This window comes from Treponema sp. Marseille-Q4130 (genome assembly GCF_014334325.1).
Taxonomy (GTDB): Bacteria; Spirochaetota; Spirochaetia; order Treponematales; family Treponemataceae; genus Treponema_D.
In genome coordinates, this window is the sequence record NZ_JACSET010000002.1 from 392,032 (window position 1) to 406,698 (window position 14,667).

17 protein-coding genes and 1 pseudogene are annotated in these 14,667 nt (G+C 45.5%); 4 read left to right on the top strand and 14 right to left on the bottom strand.

Annotated elements, in window-relative coordinates:
• Position 1: 1 nt before the first annotated feature.
• From H9I36_RS03710 to secG, 10 genes are all read right to left on the bottom strand, one after another.
• Positions 2–1,423, bottom strand: coding sequence for a V-type ATP synthase subunit B (locus H9I36_RS03710; RefSeq protein ID WP_016519705.1), 1,422 nt, complete (start codon positions 1,421–1,423; stop codon positions 2–4).
• Positions 1,420–3,210 (bottom strand): V-type ATP synthase subunit A, encoded by a 1,791-nt coding sequence (locus H9I36_RS03715; RefSeq protein WP_187384024.1) that lies wholly within the window; start codon positions 3,208–3,210, stop codon positions 1,420–1,422. Before H9I36_RS03715 ends, H9I36_RS03710 begins: the two co-directional genes overlap by 4 nt.
• Positions 3,207–3,842, bottom strand: a complete 636-nt coding sequence (locus tag H9I36_RS03720; RefSeq protein ID WP_187384025.1) for a hypothetical protein — start codon at positions 3,840–3,842, stop codon at positions 3,207–3,209. The genes H9I36_RS03715 and H9I36_RS03720 overlap by 4 nt, the downstream gene beginning before the upstream one ends.
• A 12-nt stretch (positions 3,843–3,854) precedes the next feature.
• Complete coding sequence (locus H9I36_RS03725; protein ID WP_187384026.1) at positions 3,855–4,187, bottom strand: V-type ATP synthase subunit F; 333 nt, start codon at positions 4,185–4,187, stop codon at positions 3,855–3,857.
• 16 nt (positions 4,188–4,203) lie between these two features.
• Positions 4,204–4,530 carry an ATP synthase subunit C gene (locus H9I36_RS03730; protein WP_016519701.1) on the bottom strand — a complete coding sequence of 109 codons (327 nt, stop codon included), beginning with the start codon at positions 4,528–4,530 and terminating at the stop codon, positions 4,204–4,206.
• Positions 4,531–4,671: 141 nt separating this feature from the next.
• The gene (locus tag H9I36_RS03735) at positions 4,672–6,663 is read right to left on the bottom strand and encodes a V-type ATP synthase subunit I (protein WP_187384027.1); all 1,992 of its coding nucleotides are present in this window, start codon (positions 6,661–6,663) and stop codon (positions 4,672–4,674) included.
• A gap of 29 nt (positions 6,664–6,692) precedes the next feature.
• Entirely contained in the window at positions 6,693–7,718 is a 1,026-nt protein-coding gene (locus tag H9I36_RS03740; protein WP_187384028.1) for a V0D/AC39 family V-type ATPase subunit, read from the bottom strand.
• Positions 7,719–7,732: 14 nt separating this feature from the next.
• Positions 7,733–8,044, bottom strand: a complete 312-nt coding sequence (locus H9I36_RS03745; RefSeq protein WP_187384029.1) for a hypothetical protein — start codon at positions 8,042–8,044, stop codon at positions 7,733–7,735.
• A 3-nt stretch (positions 8,045–8,047) separates the two neighbouring features.
• Positions 8,048–8,512 carry a PTS sugar transporter subunit IIA gene (locus H9I36_RS03750; RefSeq protein WP_187384030.1) on the bottom strand — a complete coding sequence of 155 codons (465 nt, stop codon included), beginning with the start codon at positions 8,510–8,512 and terminating at the stop codon, positions 8,048–8,050.
• 18 nt (positions 8,513–8,530) lie between these two features.
• Entirely contained in the window at positions 8,531–8,911 is a 381-nt protein-coding gene (secG, locus tag H9I36_RS03755) for a preprotein translocase subunit SecG (protein WP_187384031.1), read from the bottom strand.
• Positions 8,912–9,151: 240 nt separating this feature from the next.
• Here secG and H9I36_RS03760 point away from each other — a divergent pair, with 240 nt between their 5' ends.
• A complete protein-coding gene (locus H9I36_RS03760) occupies positions 9,152–9,349 on the top strand; it encodes a helix-turn-helix domain-containing protein (protein ID WP_187384032.1) in 198 nt (65 codons plus the stop codon).
• Between the two features lie 26 nt (positions 9,350–9,375).
• Positions 9,376–10,695, top strand: coding sequence for a DNA methyltransferase (locus H9I36_RS03765; protein ID WP_187384033.1), 1,320 nt, complete (start codon positions 9,376–9,378; stop codon positions 10,693–10,695).
• Here the strand turns inward: H9I36_RS03765 and H9I36_RS03770 are convergent.
• From H9I36_RS03770 to H9I36_RS03785, 4 genes are all read right to left on the bottom strand, one after another.
• On the bottom strand, positions 10,692–11,435 hold the full coding sequence (locus tag H9I36_RS03770) for an MvaI/BcnI family restriction endonuclease (protein ID WP_187384034.1): 744 nt from the start codon (positions 11,433–11,435) through the stop codon (positions 10,692–10,694). The two genes, H9I36_RS03765 and H9I36_RS03770, sit on opposite strands and share 4 nt — an antisense overlap.
• A 209-nt stretch (positions 11,436–11,644) precedes the next feature.
• Entirely contained in the window at positions 11,645–12,457 is an 813-nt protein-coding gene (locus tag H9I36_RS03775; RefSeq protein ID WP_187384035.1) for a hypothetical protein, read from the bottom strand.
• Positions 12,458–13,190: 733 nt separating this feature from the next.
• Positions 13,191–13,385 carry a hypothetical protein gene (locus tag H9I36_RS03780; RefSeq protein WP_187384036.1) on the bottom strand — a complete coding sequence of 65 codons (195 nt, stop codon included), beginning with the start codon at positions 13,383–13,385 and terminating at the stop codon, positions 13,191–13,193.
• A 74-nt stretch (positions 13,386–13,459) separates the two neighbouring features.
• Positions 13,460–13,993: a hypothetical protein gene (locus H9I36_RS03785; protein ID WP_187384054.1), complete on the bottom strand. Its 534-nt coding sequence runs from the start codon at positions 13,991–13,993 to the stop codon at positions 13,460–13,462.
• Positions 13,994–14,091: 98 nt separating this feature from the next.
• Between H9I36_RS03785 and H9I36_RS03790 the strand changes: the two are divergent.
• Positions 14,092–14,244, top strand: a pseudogene (locus H9I36_RS03790) (AbrB/MazE/SpoVT family DNA-binding domain-containing protein); the annotation flags it as partial.
• Between the two features lie 122 nt (positions 14,245–14,366).
• A partial coding sequence (locus tag H9I36_RS03795) for a hypothetical protein (protein ID WP_187384037.1) occupies positions 14,367–14,667 on the top strand: 301 nt, incomplete at its 3' end.

Sequence of the window (14,667 nt, forward strand, 5' to 3'; positions counted from 1 at the left end):
GCTAGTTCCGCTCCGCATCTCCGCTTTCGTCTTCGCTTTTCGGCATATATTTTTCGATGTATTCCGGTTTGATGCGATAGAGCTCTTCACGCGGCAGCGTCGACAAAATCTTCCAGCCCAAGTCGAGCGTCTGTTCTATCGTACGGTTTTCGTATTCGCCCTGCATCAAAAATTCGTTTTCGAATTTATCACCGAACTTGAGGTATTCGCGGTCGAGCGGCGAAAGCTCTTCGTCGCCGATAATCGCCGCGAGGTTCCGTACCGACTTCACTTTCGAATACGAAGCGAAAAGCTGACTCGAAACGTTCGCGTGATCTTCCCGCGTCATGACCCTGCCGTCCTTTGCAACTCCGATACCGTCTTTCATGAGGCGCGAAAGGCTCGGAAGTCCCGCGACGGGCGGATACAATCCTTTTTGCGAAAGCTCTCTGTCGAGAACGATCTGCCCTTCGGTGATGTAGCCGGTCAAGTCGGGAATAGGGTGCGATATGTCGTCGTTCGGCATCGTCAAAATCGGAATCTGCGTGATCGAACCGGCCGAGCCCTTGATGCGCCCCGCCCGTTCGTAAAGTTCCGCGAGGTCGGAATAGAGGTAGCCGGGATATCCTTTGCGGCCGGGCACTTCGCCTCGCGTCGTCGAGATTTCGCGGAGCGCTTCGCAGTAATTCGTCATATCGGTGAGCACGACGAGAACGTGCATGCCTTTTTTGAACGCGAGGTATTCCGCCGCCGTAAGCGCACACCTCGGCGTGATGATGCGTTCGATGGACGGAGCGTCGGCAAGCGACTGAAACATGACGACTTTCGAAAGGACGCCCGATTCTTCAAAGGTGTCGGTAAAAAAGCGCGCGATATCGTATTTGATTCCCATGCCGGCAAAGACCATAACGAACTGTTCGTCGCTCGAGCGGAGCTTTGCCTGACGGATAATCTGCGCGGCGAGCTTATTGTGCGGTAAACCGTTGCCGCTGAAAATCGGCAGCTTTTGTCCGCGCACGAGCGAGTTCATGCCGTCGATCGCCGAAATACCCGTTTGGATAAAATCGCGCGGGTAGATACGCGCATAGGGATTGATCGGGTTTCCGTTTATATTGACGAGCTCCGACGATACGATGGGAGGGTATCCGTCGATCGGTTCACCGAGTCCGTTGAAAATGCGTCCGAGCAAGCCTTCGCCGACGCGCAGTTCGAGCGGCGTATCGAGGAATTCGTAGGTTGTCGCATCGAGGTCGAGGCCGGTCGTATTGCCGAAAATCTGAACGACCGCCGCATCTTCGGAAAGATCCATGACGCGCCCGATACGCTTGTTTCCGTTTCTGTCCCGAACGCACACCGTTTCGAGGTAAAAAATATTTTCGGTTCGGCGCACGATGACGATCGGGCCGTCGACCGACGTAAATCCGCGGTATTCTATTCCTTTCATACGCTGCCTGTCCTTCGGTAGAGCCGTCTCAATTCGTCGAGTTGATTTTCAAGATGCATTTTCACGTCCTGAATTTTATCGGCTTCGTCGTTTGTGTATTTCGACTTGATACGCATGATCTCTTCGCGCACCGGAAGGGCCGTCAATTTGACCAGGGGCGCGCCGCTTTTTATGAGCGCAAGCGCCGACGAATAATAATCCATGATGAGCACGAGGATCGCGATCTGCTTTTTCGAAACGCAGTACGCGTCGATTTGGTCGAATTGATCCTGCTGTAAAAATCCGTTTTTAATCATTTCCGCAACCGAAAGCACGAGACGGTCGGCGTCGGGAAGCGCGTCGGGACCGATGAGGCGCACGATCTGTTGGAGGTGTTGTTCCCGCTTTAAGAGGTCGAGCGCTCCGGTGCGCACCGACGACCACTCGGGATTGTGGCGTTCCCACCAGCCCTTCACTTCGTCGGCGTATTCGGAATACGAATCGATCCAGCCGATAGCCGGATAATGGCGCGCGTTTGCCAAATCCCGGTCGAGCGCCCAAAAGCAGCGGATAAAGCGCTTTGTGTGCTGGGTGACGGGTTCCGAAAAATCGCCTCCCGGAGGAGAAACCGCGCCGATAACGGAAACAGATCCTTCCCTCCCGCACAGCGAATTGATGCGTCCCGCCCTTTCGTAAAAACTTGCAAGTCGCGTCGGGAGGTAGGCGGGAAAGCCTTCTTCGGCAGGCATCTCTTCCATGCGGCCGGAGAGTTCGCGGAGCGCTTCCGCCCAGCGGCTCGTCGAATCGGCCATGATCGCGACGGCCATACCCATATCGCGGTAATATTCGGCAAGCGTGATGCCCGAATACAGCGACACTTCACGCGCGGCGACGGGCATATTCGACGTATTCGCGATGAGGATCGTGCGTTCCATGATGGAGCGTCCCGTCCGCGGATCGACGATTTCGGGGAATTCGGTGAGAACGTCGGTCATTTCGTTTCCGCGCTCTCCGCATCCGATATAGACGATGAGATCGGCATCGCACCATTTTGCAACGGCGTGCTGCGTCATCGTTTTGCCCGTACCGAAACCGCCGGGGATCGCCGCAGTTCCGCCTTTCGACAGCGGAAAAAACACGTCGATAACGCGGAGTCCCGTAACGAGGGGCTGGGATACCGTAAGCTTTTCGGTATAGGGACGCGGAGTGCGCACCGGCCAATACTGCGAAAGTTTTATCTCTTCGTCCAATTCCGTCGTCGCAATGACATCGTCGACGGTACAATCGCAACTTCCTTTAAACGTTTTAAGCACGCGCCCGCGAATATAGGGCGGCACCATAATCGTATGCAAAACGGACGGCGTTTCCCGCACCGTTCCGAGCGGGAGACCCGGCGCGATCGGAGAACCCTCCCCTATCGTTTTTCCGTCGGAAGTTTTTCCGGCATCGAAGTGCCAGGTCTTTTTCGTGTCGAGCGGTTCGGTGCGCTGCCCCGGAAGCAAAAACGCAGTCCCGTCTTCGTACATCGATTCGAGCGGGCGCTGGATACCGTCGTAAATCGTACCGACAAGTCCCGGCCCGAGCCTGAGCGACAGAGGGCGTCCGTAGCTTACGATCTTTTCACCGACGTGCATGCCGGTGTCGTCTTCGTAAACCTGAACGGTTGCTTTGCCTTTATTTTGTCTGATGATTTCGCCGATGAGCTTTTTTTCGCCGACATCGACGACATCGTATAATCCGCATTCGTCGAGTCCTTCGGCAAAAACGATGGGGCCGGAAATGCGTGTAATTTTCCCTTCAACTGTCATGAATCAAACCTCCCGCCGAACAGAGCTTTGGCGAGTTCCGCGCGGTGTTCCGTTTCAAGCTCGCCGACGATCTGTGAAAGCGTCAGACGGCAGCGGATCATTTTATCTTCCGTTTCGAGGATGATACCCTCTTTAAATGTCAAGCCGGCGATCTCTTCGTCGCCGCTTTTTTCGTATGCGACGGACGAGCAGGATGCAAGCGGCACACCTTCTTTTTTCAAAGCCGCTTCCGCACGCGCGGCATCGAAGCCGAATACAAGCGCGTTCACTTTTTGAGAAGCGACAACCGCTTTATATGCGTTCCATCGGCGGACGGCGAGCGCGATACGCTTTTCTTCCCCCAGCGCTTCGAGGTAGGAATCGATCGCTTTAATAATCGCGCTTTCCATAAACGAAACGAGAAAACGCTCTTTTTCAAGCGGGACGACGGCGTCTCTATCGGCTTGATAGCTTTCCGCCTTTTTTTGATATTCGGCGGTTTTTTCTTCCGTAAATTTTTCGATGCGGTGCGCCACATCGGCGACGAGCGCTTTTCCGTCGCTGTCGGCTTTTGCCAAAATGCGTTCCGCTTTTTTCCGTGCGTCCGTTTCGATTTCTTTGTCGAGAACTTCGGTCGAGCGTAATTCTTCCATAACAACAGTCCTTTAAATTTTTACGCCGATTGCTTCCCCGATCGCTTCGGTAAGCGTTTTGCGCCCGCTCAAATGGCCTTCGAGCCCGGGTATCTCTACGATAAGCGGATAGTCGGCCGTCTTTTGCCATTCGAGCTCTTCGTCTTGAATATAAGAGGCGGCGCTTTCCGTGAGAATGAGGACGCGGGGAATTTTTTCAACGGGAACGGATACGGCACCGCCCCTGCCGGTAACGCGGTTAAACGATTCCAGCACTTCCTGACGCGTTTCGGCTATTGCACCGTCGACGCCGACAAGTCGGAATGCGAGAACCATTTCGCGTTCACCGATCACAAAATAGTTCAAATCGGTGTATCCTCGATCAGTTGATGATAAGGAATCCGATCAAAAAGCCCCAGAGACAGATACCTTCGGCAAGACCGACGAAGGGAAGCGCTTTTCCCGAAAGGTTCGCGTTTTCGCTCATCGCGCCCATAGCAGCCGCTCCGATTTTGCCGACGGCCATACCGCCGCCGATACACGCGATACCGACCGCAAGCGCCGCAGCGATGTAGCGGATGCCGCCGCTCACGGAAGCTTTCGATTCCACGGCAGGTGCGCTCTGCGTTTCATTTGAAGACTGCGCGAAAAGCGCGCCGACCGAAAAAATTGCCGAAAGAACGGCAACCGCGATAAGTTTTTTATACATAGAAACTCCCGTTTTCGGATATCATCAGCATCCGAAAAAGTTTTAATCATGCGCGTGCTTCGAAGCGCAGAACCTTACTCCGACGTTTCCGGCAAGCGCACGCTATATATTCGAGTCTGCAACGCAAACTCATGAGGCAGCCTATTGCACGGCGCCCTGTTTATACGTAAAGCAAAACGGCGAAAACTCGACACCCGTTTCATTGAAAAACTTCGAAAAGAATTCGTAGTATTGCAGACGCACGACTTGGATCGCGACGATCATGCCTTCGAGCACAATGACGAGCGCGTTTCCGAGCACCGTTACGATGATACCGCCCGGAGAGCCGATCATGTCGGCGAGCATCGAAATGACGAACGCGAGCACCGCGTGCGCAAGCGCAAACGCACCGACGCGCAAAAAGCTCACCGAATTCGAAAGGTAGGTCGAAATCACTTCGATGAGTTCGACGACGCCCGAAATGACGAGCGCACCGATGCCGTTTTCGGCGATGGGACGCTCTCCGTCAACGAGGCGCTCGAAAGGTTCTCCGAATGCGGCAAAAAACATGAGCACGCCGATCACGATAAAGTCGAAGCGCGACGCCGTTTGATGGAAAAACAAAACGCGTACGACGAGCGCGACGATGTACCAAAAAAAGCACGCGCCGGCAAGTCCCGTCTTTCCGAAAAGCGCGCGGCCGGGTTTTCGCACGATGAATTTATTCGTAATATTGATTATTAAGCCGATCGTATTGATGAGAAAGCCGACGGCGATCGCAACGCCGAACATCGCGAACATCGCCGACGTGTCGGTTCCCGACGGCATGAGCTTTATGATGGGCGCATGCGGCTTTCCGAAAAATCCCGTCACCCAATATGCAAAGGGTTCGAGCAGCGTTTCGTTCGTAAAAAACTCGCCCGTCAAAAGCCCCATGATCATACTGCTCACTCCGACTGCGATAAAGACGGGAGCGGATCTGTTGTACGAACCGATGCGCAGGATCCGTCTTTCGAGCAAAAGACCGAGCAAAAATATAACAAGACCCTGTCCGAAATCTCCGAACATGATACCGAACAAAAGCGTAAAAAAGAGCGCAACGAAGGGCGTCGGATCGATCGTACCGTAGACGGGAGCGCCGTAACTGAAGAGCATGCGCTCGAAGCCTTTGACGAATTTCCGATGATGCACTTCGACCGGCACCTGCTCTTTTCCGTTTATGACCGACGGCACTTCGGACGGCAGATATTCGCGGATAGCGATCCGCCCCTCCGTCAGTTCGTCGAGTTCTTTCATCATCGCTTTGCTGTCGCGGGATGAAACCCAGCCGGTCAAGCGGTAGACGAGTTCGGTCGACTGCAGCTTCGATTCGACGTCCTGAATCTGCATGCCGATCGAAAACGCGCCCAGGAGCGCGAGCAGTTTTTCACGGTGCGTTTCGGCAAAATTGCTGCGCTCTTTTTCCAGTGCGGCGACCTTTTGCGCGGCGGCACTTTTTTCGTTTTTGAGACCGGCAAGCACATCGTCGGGGATCCCTTTAAAATCCTGAGGGATTTCCATATTGACGAAATTGAATTTTTTCAATTCCGTGTCGAGAGCAAAGCGTCCCTTTTTCGAAGACGCCGCGAGGATGCGCGAATTGTCGTTGCCGAGCGGAATGACGACAGCCCGCTCCCCGACCGCATCTTTAAGCGCTTCAAACAACGTCGGATCGATTTTGCCGATCCTCAGCGAAAGGAACGAAAGATGTTCGAGTTCCGAATACGACGCTTTCAAATTCGAAAATGCGAGCGCTTCTTTATACGCGTCGTCGACACGCTTGGCTTCTTCGATGCTTACGGTAACGCGATGCTTCAAATCGTCGACCGCGGCAAGCAGTTTTGCCGCCTCGTCCCTGTCCGCATCGGAAGGTGCGCTGCACGATCGCCCGTCGTCCGTTCTGTCTGGAACGGCGAGAAAGATGCGCGCGCGCTGGAGATTGTCGAAAAATTCTTTGTCCGCGTTTTTAAAAGCGTCGGAAGGAGAAGCGTCTCCATCGCGCAGTTTTGTCTGAAACTGAAAGTTACCCTTTTTGCCGAGATATTCGATCACTTTTGAAATATCCTGCCGGAGCGTCATAAGCTCTATGAGCCTCATTTCAGTCGTTCGTGCCATATTTTACCTTCTCGCTATTTGCTGCAACATCATGATCGGGCTTTCGCCGCCACTCCCGCAATCTTCATCGCTTCTTCCGCGCCGACATTGAGGCGGATGCTTTCCGCCGCCGTCCGTATGATATCGCATTCGTGCTGCTTTATCTTAAACCACGAAATAAGCACGACATCGGTCAGCGGATATCGATGGAAGAGACGTTCGGCGCGGCGATTTATGTCGGCTTTACACGCATCTTCCATCCAGCGCGGATCGAGTTTCCACACAGCTCCCTCTTCGTGAGGATTGAGCAGCGGCGCATACTGCCAGTCCTTCCAATCGGCGTACGTATCCGTCGCTTTGTCGAGGATCGCGATCGCAGGAGCGGCAAGCGGATCGGACGATTCGCGGCCGTCGTCCGCATACGCGAGGTGCGTCAATATCTCGTCCTTTTTCATATCGTAGTACACTTTCAAACGGAGCGCCCACACGATATTTTGCATAACATAGTAATGCGTAAAAAAATCGACGACGGGCTTTTTAATTTCTCCGCGCACTTCGTTTACGCACTGCCACATGAGCTTGACGTATTGACTGTCGAGCTTTGCATTGACGATGTGCTGCTCGTGGATATCGGGCACCGAATCGTACCACGCAAACGGAGTCCCCTTCGTGATCGAAGCGATATTCGGCCACGCTTTATAATCGAGCATACCGTATGAGCCGAGCGCAGAGAGGTGCGGTATCTTTTCTTCTTTTAAGCACAACGCCGCGCTTATCGTCTTTAAATTTTCAACGACGTAAAAGTACAAAAGGTCAGTCAGAATGGCATGAGGTTTATCGTACATTTCGACGAGCGAAATATACTGCGCCAAAAAACGATCTTCCGCTTCTTCCTCCAATTTTTCGCCGAGCATAGTCTGCGGGATAAGCGGCACTTCCGTACCGAACACGAGTGTCCACAATTCGGGAAGCGTCTTTACGGCAAACAGAGCTGAAGCTCTCTCGCCGACAAAGGCTTTTCGGAGCATTCCCGCAGCTTTAGCGTTTACATAAGAAGCAGCACCGGAGTATTCCATACGCGCGCCGTCCGTCAGTTTGCCGCAAGCAGCGTATCGAGCAGCTTGTAAAAAGCTCCGGTATCCTGTGTCGTATTTTGAATTTCGGATCGATATGCGGCGATCGTCTCCGCGTGTTTTTCGTCAATCGCTTTCGTCTGCGCCTGATAGTCGCTTTCGAATTTTGCCAAGATTTCGTCGTGTTGTTTTTTATAATCGCTTTCCGCTTCGGCGCGGTACGCGGCGAGGCGCTTATCGGCTTCGGCCTGCGCATCGGACGTCAAACCCGATGCACGCTTTTCCACTTCAAGCAGATGATTGATAACGTTGACTTCGCTTTCGGACATAGACTACCCCTGTAACGACATTTCAAAATTACATACGGCGTCGAATATTTCCTGCGGCGTCTTTTTTTCCAGAATTGTTTTTAAAAAATCGGGTGCCTGCAAAAGGTTCGCGACATCCTTCATCGTCTGGAGATGCGATTCCGTATCGCCCTCGGCGAAGAGCATCATGATGATAAAATTGACGGGACTGCCGTCGAGTGAATCGTATTCGACTCCGGTACGGCTCAAACCCAACGCCAAAGCCGTGCCGCGCACCGAAGCGCACTGCGCGTGAGGAACGGCGATACCGGGGATGATTCCGGTAGTCTGCTGCGCTTCCCTCTGCATGAGCGCATCCAGCGCACCCTGCCGATCGACTGAGGGCTGGGATGCAACGACCATTTCGAGCATCTCTTCAAACACTTCGTCTTTTTCCGTGCTTTCCAAATCGGCTTTGATATTCGCGGGAGTGAGTAAATGACTTAACATCGCTTATCTCCTCTCAAATCACTGCTGCGGTTCGACCGCTACGCTTCCGGCATTGTCCGCCGAACCTTGAGTATCGGATGTCTTCCACCAATCGTTCGACTGCGTATCGGCAGGAGACGTACCCTGCTGCACTGTCCCTGAAGGAACGAGATTTTGTTCGAGGCGCGGCCGCTTGTTCAGCAGCGCGAGGGCCAATGCAAACACGAAGAAAAGCACGACAAGCACGAAAGTCGTCCTCGTCAGAATATTTGCAGAATGAGAACCGAATGCCGTCGTTCCGCGTCCGCCCAAAAGGCCGCCCATGCCGCTCGAACCGTCATCCTGCACGAGAATGATAAGGATAAGCAACGCGCACGCAATGATAAATGCGACGAGCAGAATTACACGAATAGCACCCATTTTATATACTCCCGTAAACAAATCCCCGCAGAAAAGCGGAGAGACAATATCGATTGTTTTAGTATATTAACCTAATTGTGCACTTTGGTCAATCGGAAACTCGGAGATTCGGAGATTCTCGGGGTAGAAAAGTATTATCTTTCGATGGCTCATAAATCCTTACGATTTGCTATTATTTTTGAATAAAAATTGTTTTCCGTATGTATTCCATATTTTTAATTTTTTTAGTATCTTGATCTTATGCTTTTAGAAAAATTACATGAAATAATTTCTGATCGCAATATAAAACAAAAAGATATTTGCGAAGCTTTAAAATTATCGCAAAGTTATACAAGTGAATTACTGAGAGGGAAAAAAGAATTCTCATTGGGTTTATTCGAAAAACTTTGTGAATTTTTAAATATAGAAATAAAAATCATTGACAAATATCGCAAATAGCGATATTATATCATCGGATGAAACAAATGACAGAGCTTGAAAAGTTAATTAAGAATTCTTTGCAAAAGTTTCTGAATGAAGATGAATTGTACTATAGGCCAAATACATTAGAAGAATGGGAAAATACTTGGGATTTTGGAAAATTTGATCCAAATATTTATAATCACGGATTGCATCAATATCCAGCACGCTTTATTCCCCAGTTAGTCAGAAAGATTATAAAAACATTTGTTTCAAAGGATGCTTCCGTATTAGATATTTTTTCAGGTTCAGGAACAACTTTACTTGAATGTAAATATTTAGGAATAAAAAATGCTTACGGAATTGAATTGAATCCTTTTGCCATATTTATGACAAAAACAAAATTGCAAGATTTAGATGAAAATATTGCAATTGAAGAAATAAAAAAAATTGAAAATAAATTTTCAGACAAATCTTATAAATTCTCATTAATTAGTTTTAAAAATATCGAATTTTGGTATTCAAAAGCAGCAATTTCGTCATTATCAAAACTTTTTGATATTATTTCAAAAATTGTTGATGAAAAAATCAAGGATTTCTATCTTCTCGTACTCTGTGAAATTTCACGCAGAACTTCATTTCTTGACCACGGTGGATTTAAAATGTACCGCTCAAAGATAAAAATAAATAACTATTTTGAACCGGATGTTTGGAATGAATTTTTTAAAACCGCACAAAGGAATTTTGAATTACTAAAAAAAAATAATAAAATTACAGGAAATAATAAAACAAGACAAACTCTTATTTATGGTGATTCGAGAATCATCCATTCGGAAATTCCAGAACATTCTATAGATTTAATCTTAACCTCTCCCCCTTATGGAGATTCAAAAACAACTGTAGCTTATGGACAATATTCTCGATTGCCGTGGCAATGGCTTTCACAAAAAGATGATATTATCCAACTAGATAGAAGTTTACTTGGCGGAAATACAAAAAATATTGATATGTCTATTTTAAAATTATCTAATAAACTCACAGAACAATCTGAAGAAATTGCAAAAGTCGACAATAGTAAAAGGGTTAATGATGTCATTGCGTTTTACACTGATTTATATTCAACATTAACTTCTGCAAATCATTATATAAAAAGGGGCGGATATTTTATTTTGGTTACAGGAAACAGAACTGTAAAAAAAGTATATCTAAGGACTGATATTATTATTACCGAATTTGCAAAAACGCTCGGTTATTCTGCCGAAAAAATTTATTCTCGAAATATTATGAATAAACGAATGGCATATAAAAACAGCCCTACCAATGAAAAAGGCAAGACCGTTCATACAATGATGACTGAAAATATTATCGTCTTGAAAAAGCTCTAATTTTCTTCAACTAATACATTCTTAGCCTTAAACATCTTATCAAGATATTGTTCTTGAATTCTAAAACCCGTACCATGATCATGTGGGCTACCGTCGGAATATTGACCAATACGAATATCAACTTTTAAAACTCCTTCTCTAAGAAGATTTAGCATATTTTCAAAACTAAAATCATATAATTCCCAAGCCGTATGAAATTTAAATTCTTCATCCGATTTATCATATCCAGTGAAAATTGAATCTGCGAATACATGAATAAGGCGGTATCTATATTTTTTCAAAAATGCTTGTTCTAATTCTAAAGCATCCCAATATGCAGGTTCATTTCCATGATTATCAACTATTGAAATTTTATTTGGGTAACAGTTTATTTTTAAAGCTTTACCTGTATTTCCTAATGATGAAAAAACTTGGGCGTTTAATGTCGAATGTAAGACTTTTTCTCTATTTTTATAATTATCAGTCATAAAACCATAAGTTTCCAGCAAAAACGAATTCACTTTTTGCGGCTTGGGAGTTTTTGTAAACAATGTAAGCATACTATTCGCTGAAGACCTCATCGCTTTTAATTCGTAATCACCAAAGTCAGGTCCATCTATATTGTTCTCCGGTATTTCAAGCAAATCTTCAAGAGTTTTCCCTATACCGGTAGGACCCGCTCTATGAGTTTTTACCCAACCCATTTTTGTAATTTTTGTAAACTTTTCAACAAATTCTTCTAAATTTTTGGGAACAGACATTATTTTCCTCTCTCAAACTTATCGGATCAGGGATTCCGCATTTATAGATAAAAATATGCGAAATCCTTGATTATCGGATAATTTTATATTCCTTAACCATTTGTATTGTCCTTATAAGCAAAATAATAGAAATCAATATATCGCCGCTTTGTCCGGTACCTTTTGACACTTCAAAATCGTCCGCGCATTCCAACACACCCATAATAACCTCACACCCTATTCAATTCCTGCATCATTGCAGGGCGCCGCCGATAGGCGCTGCGGAATTCTGCCATAAGCCTTTGAACCAGGTCTTTGCCGCCCGGATAGCGCTTCATTCTTTTTAATAAATCGGCTATCTCCTGATAGACACCCCGATCCGAAGTATATGCGGCCTTTTTCCGTACGACCTCTTCATATCGCTTCAGAATTTTTTCAGGCGCCAAATCTTTTATAAGATCCTCGTATTCGAGAATATAATAAATCCCCTGAGCTTCCAAGGCCAATTTCAAAAGCCGATCATATAATCCGTCGTATGCATATAAGTGATCAATGCGATGAATATCTTCTTGTTTGAAAATGATTTCCCGTTTTTCTTCCCATTCATCGGCAGTGTAATATGTTTTTAATTCTTTATAGGTATCGATATCTCCGGGATCATATTCCAATACAATACGCCATAACTCATCTTTATATTTTTCACGCTGCCCCGTTTGCGCATATATTTCTTTTAATTTTCCGCTATACGCCAGTATCAGACCGCGGTAGCCTGTATCGACAAGCTTCCCTTCTTCCAGCAGCTGAATCGCTTCTTCATATCGCTTCATTCGTATACATTCGTCTACATAATATTTTCGGATGTCGCTTAAATCGATATATTTTTTACAATACTCATCAATATCTTTTTGCGAAAAGTTGAGCTGCCTCATAACCTGCAGATGATATTTTGCCCACGTTTTTGCAGCGTATTCATTGATGCAATCTTCTTCGGGATGCAAAAAGGCTTCAACTTGTGCCGCTGAAAATACCAGCTTATCCTGCAAAAATTCCTCTTCGGAAAAATCGGAAAAAAGCAGCTCTTCAATATAATCCTGTAAATAGTCGAGCGTATCATCGCCCATCATCAAGCTTTTACATTCCTGATACAGTATCTTTTTTACTTCCGGATCGCACCTTTCCAAGATCGTTTGCAACAGTGTAATACAATTACAGGCTATTGCTCCGAGCGTACCGTTCGAATCGTCTATCGCGACATTTCCTAATGCTATAAACACGTACCGTATCAGCTGAAACGCATTGATATATTCTTTGTTGTCAATGATTTCCGTGATCGTTTTTTGCAGAAATTCCGACAGCTCGTTATAAAATCCGCGAGAGTCATAATATGAAATATATCCGTATTTATCGGCATGGCATATACAAATTCTGTCGATTGCCTGTTTATATATTTTCAAATCATCGCTTGAAATGCCACAGCGCATTTTTAATTTAAATTGCTGTAAAAGCATCGGATCGTCTGTCAGCACATCGATCAAAAAAGCTCTGATGTCCTCACTATCGGTATTGTCAACAAGTTCTTTAATCGAAAAAGCCGCACAGGATTCATTACTGCTCGCCGTCTTATTTTCATCATTTTTAAAAGCGGCATTTTCCGTCTTGTCCATAATACTCCAAACCTCGATGCAATATTTCATCATCGAATAATTTTTTCCAATCCATAATTACGGTATAGTATACAACAAAAGGGATCGTCAATATGTCGTTGCGTTAATATGATCAAGCTCGCAAAAACTTTATAAATCCGACAACTAACGAAATACCATAACAAATTATCGCAATGTAAATAGCGATAAAAACCTTCTTTTCCTTGATTCTTTTATAAGCCTTTTCATCCTTTACTATTACAAACAATATAAAAATCAATGCCGCCGGTATGATATTCATTTCAATATAGTTCATCAGCGCTTTCATATTATTTCCCTAATCAATATTTTACCGGAAATTTCCTTAAATTATTAATATTACGTACTATACAATCCGCCCTCTTAAAATGCATCCAGCGGCACGAAACGCTTATACGGTTTTCCGTCGCTTATCTTTGCTTCTCGAATAAATATTTTATCTTGAGTGCCGATTGAATCCATAAAAAATTTATACCTCGTGTAGGTATCACCTCCGTATCGGTAATCGTAGAATTCCATATATCTGCTGTATGTTCCGCGCTTATTGGTATAAAACACAAATCCTGCAGTTCCCGCTTCCGGTTTCGGCGTCCTATTATTCGGATACATTTTGTAGATATCAGAAATTTTATAATTATTCGGATCCCATATTATTCCGTTCTGAGCTTTCGGATCAAATCCGTTTTCAAGCGCAGCTTTCCCCGCATAAAAGCCGCATGTCGTATTTGCATCATAAAAAATAAGATTATAGAGCCGAGAAGCGAATATTCCATTGATAATCCATAAAATACAACCAACTGAAAAAATCAAGTCATTGTGATACATTCCACCGAGACACATGACCGACAATGTCGGCAGAGTTACAATAAAATATCCCCATTTTTCTCGTATCCTCATATTCACTTTTTTATTATAATGGCGGGCGATCCCTTTTTTTCATTTCCCTTGACAGCCGAGATTATACATTATATACACTTAATATACGAAGGTACAGTATGCAGAGGATAGTTCAAAAATGGGCAACAGTCTCGGTTTTAGAATTCCTTCTCGTTGGGCAAAAGATAACAATATAAAGAACGGCAGCAAAATTAAAGTAATTGCTGAAATAAGGAAAAACAGTCATTCTTTCTCAGAAAAAATCGCTTGATAGATGGATTACCTACATTTTATTATCATCATAGTAATTACTTTTTTCTTTTCTTTATATTTTTACAAAACAAACAAGAAAAATTCTAATGTGTATATACCACAGAATAAAAATGATGATACCGTGAAAGATCAGACTCAAAGAACACCTTTTGACGAGAATAAAGCTGAGAATGCAGAAAATAAAGAAATTGATGATTATAAAATTGAAATAATATATTATTGGATAACACAAAAAGTCTTTCCTAATAAAAATATAGATTACAATATTCTAAAAGAAAAAATTATCAAAACAATTGGCTTACTTCCGGAAATTTTAGAAGATAAAACTACATTCATCCAAAAGGAACAAGATGGATTTATAAAAGAAATATTAGGCAGAATAGAATATTCCTCTTCATTTAAATATTTTGTAATACATAAAG